The organism is Petrotoga sp. 9PW.55.5.1 (assembly GCF_003265365.1).
Classification (GTDB): Bacteria; Thermotogota; Thermotogae; order Petrotogales; family Petrotogaceae; genus Petrotoga.
This window is the reverse complement of sequence record NZ_AUPM01000075.1, coordinates 1-2224: the sequence shown is the minus strand read 5'-3', so window position 1 is coordinate 2224 and position 2224 is coordinate 1. Positions and strand designations below refer to the sequence as shown.

The 2224-nt window shown below is 32.7% G+C and carries 2 protein-coding genes and 1 pseudogene; all 3 read left to right on the top strand.

Annotation, left to right across the window (positions count from 1 at the left end):
• Positions 1 to 222 precede the first annotated feature (222 nt).
• Positions 223 to 630, top strand: a pseudogene (locus tag PW5551_RS10025) (ATP-binding protein); the annotation flags it as partial.
• A gap of 9 nt (positions 631 to 639) precedes the next feature.
• On the top strand, positions 640 to 1239 hold the full coding sequence (locus PW5551_RS10020; protein WP_233488526.1) for a DUF885 family protein: 600 nt from the start codon (positions 640 to 642) through the stop codon (positions 1237 to 1239).
• A partial coding sequence (locus PW5551_RS10015) for an MFS transporter (protein WP_113075631.1) occupies positions 1215 to 2224 on the top strand: 1010 nt, incomplete at its 3' end. The genes PW5551_RS10020 and PW5551_RS10015, both read left to right, overlap by 25 nt.

The window sequence follows — 2224 nt, the reverse complement described above, 5'->3', positions numbered from 1 at the left end:
TAAGTTCTTTTGAAAATATTGAAGATGTTTTTCAAGCTTACAACGCATATATGTTCTTTTATCATAACTTAAGACCACATGGTTCTTTGAATTATATGACACCGAGTGAATTTAATAAGATGTTCGAGAACAATTCAGATTCTTATTTTAATTCAAAAACTATTTTTGTGAAAAAATGAGATTTCCTTATTTATTCTCCAATAACAGGGGGTCAGGCCGGTTTCAATCGCAATAGAATGTGCAAAACACAGATATTCAACATATTTTATCAATTTCTATGACTTAATGTCACAACTAAAAAAGGCATTATTAGAAAATAGACTACAAACAAGACTAAAACATTTTGCAAAATACAAAGTACTTGTAATAGATGAGATAGGATATTTGCCAATAGATAATGACAGTTCTAACCTATTTTTTCAATTGATTTCAGAAAGATACGAAAAACATAGTACGATAATAACTACAAATACACCTTTTTCTGATTGGCAGGAAATATTTGGTTCTCCTATGTTAGCACAAGCTATTTTAGACAGACTTTTACACCATTCACATGTGATTTCAATAAAAGGAGAATCTTACAGATTAAAAGAAAAGCTGGATTTGTTTTCAAACGTTTCTAATTCTTAATTCTATTTTTTGTACATTATTATTTTCCATTTTTTGTACACTATGGTATTGACTTTTACAATAGTTAATACATTAACGAATGAACCATCCTTTTACTTTTTCTGTAGACCAAGCTCTTATAGTAACCAAAGCCAACTTATCTTAGATTTAGTACATGAGGTATACCCTGGCCACCATTATGAACGCACACTTTACTATTCAAGTAACAAGAATAATTTATGCAGATTATCATATGAGAACATTTTTTTCATAGAAGGTTGGGCAAAGTATGTCCAAGATCAGTATTTATTATTGAACTTTGATGAAGAAATGAACCTTTGGAATAAAAGGGATCATTTTGTTATGGCTCTAAAGGCTTTGGCGGTGTTATGCGTTCACAAACAGAATGCTGACTGGTCATCTTCAATGTCTTATTTGTCTAACTTAACCGACTTGCCTTCTGAAATTATTGCATCAATTCTACTTGAAGCATATTTAAATCCAATTGATACTTTGGCGCCCCTTGTGGGTATCTTAGCTATACAAAAATACAGTGAGGTAAATGGTATCGATAATAATCTTATAAAAACAGGAGGATCTGACCTATGGGGCGTTTTGGTAAATCAATGAAACCCGACTCTACAATAATGAAATATTATTTTATTATTATCCTTTATAACGGTATTGATAAATTATTCGGAACCGTCTATGTTGCTCATATGGGTTTAAGGGGATTAACTTCATTTCAAATTGGCCAGGTATTAGCGATTTCTTCAATAGCGTTAAGTATATTTGACTTTCCAACTGGAAACATTGCTGATAAATACGGGAGGAAAAGATCGTTAGTGTTAGGATTTTTTATATGGTCCATCGGGTTACTGGTATTCTTCCAAGCAAATAATCTATTTACTTTTATCTTGAGTATTTTATTGTGGGCAGTCGGCGTTTCATTGATTAGTGGTACTCCAGGAGCTTGGTTTGTTGATGAAATTACTAAAGAGGGTCGAGCGCATTTAAAAGCGAAAGTGTTTCCGAATGCAAATGCAATTTCACTAATATTCGGCGCTATCGTGGCTTTATTGTCCTCTGTTCTTGCAATTGGTCGTCCGGATTTTCCCTTATTAGTTGCTGGTATAATGGCACTTGGAACATCGATCATGCTTATTTTTATTTTAAATGAAAATTACGGAGATAGGGCAATTTCATTTAGGAAAGCCCTTGTTCGAAACACAATTGATATTTTTAAAAGTGCCACAATGAGATTAATTTTGATTTACTCTATGACAGGAAGAATTGCTTTCCAGACCTTTGTAATGATATGGCAATTATATATGGTCAAAGAGCTTAAATTGTCTACCGCATACTTAGGTTTTACAATGGCTATTTTTCTTGTAGTATTAGCCGTTGGAAATAGTTTAGCAGGCATACTTCTAAAGCGTTTTGAAGGTGTGAAAGTATCAATAATAGGACAAGGTTTAATTGCAATTGGTTCTATTACAATTGTTTCTCACACTTCAATTGTTGCTTTCTACTTAGGAGCTAGTTTAATCGAATTGGGATTGGGCATAGATAAGAGTGCAAGTTCAGTATGGGTTCATGATTTCATTCAAGTGAG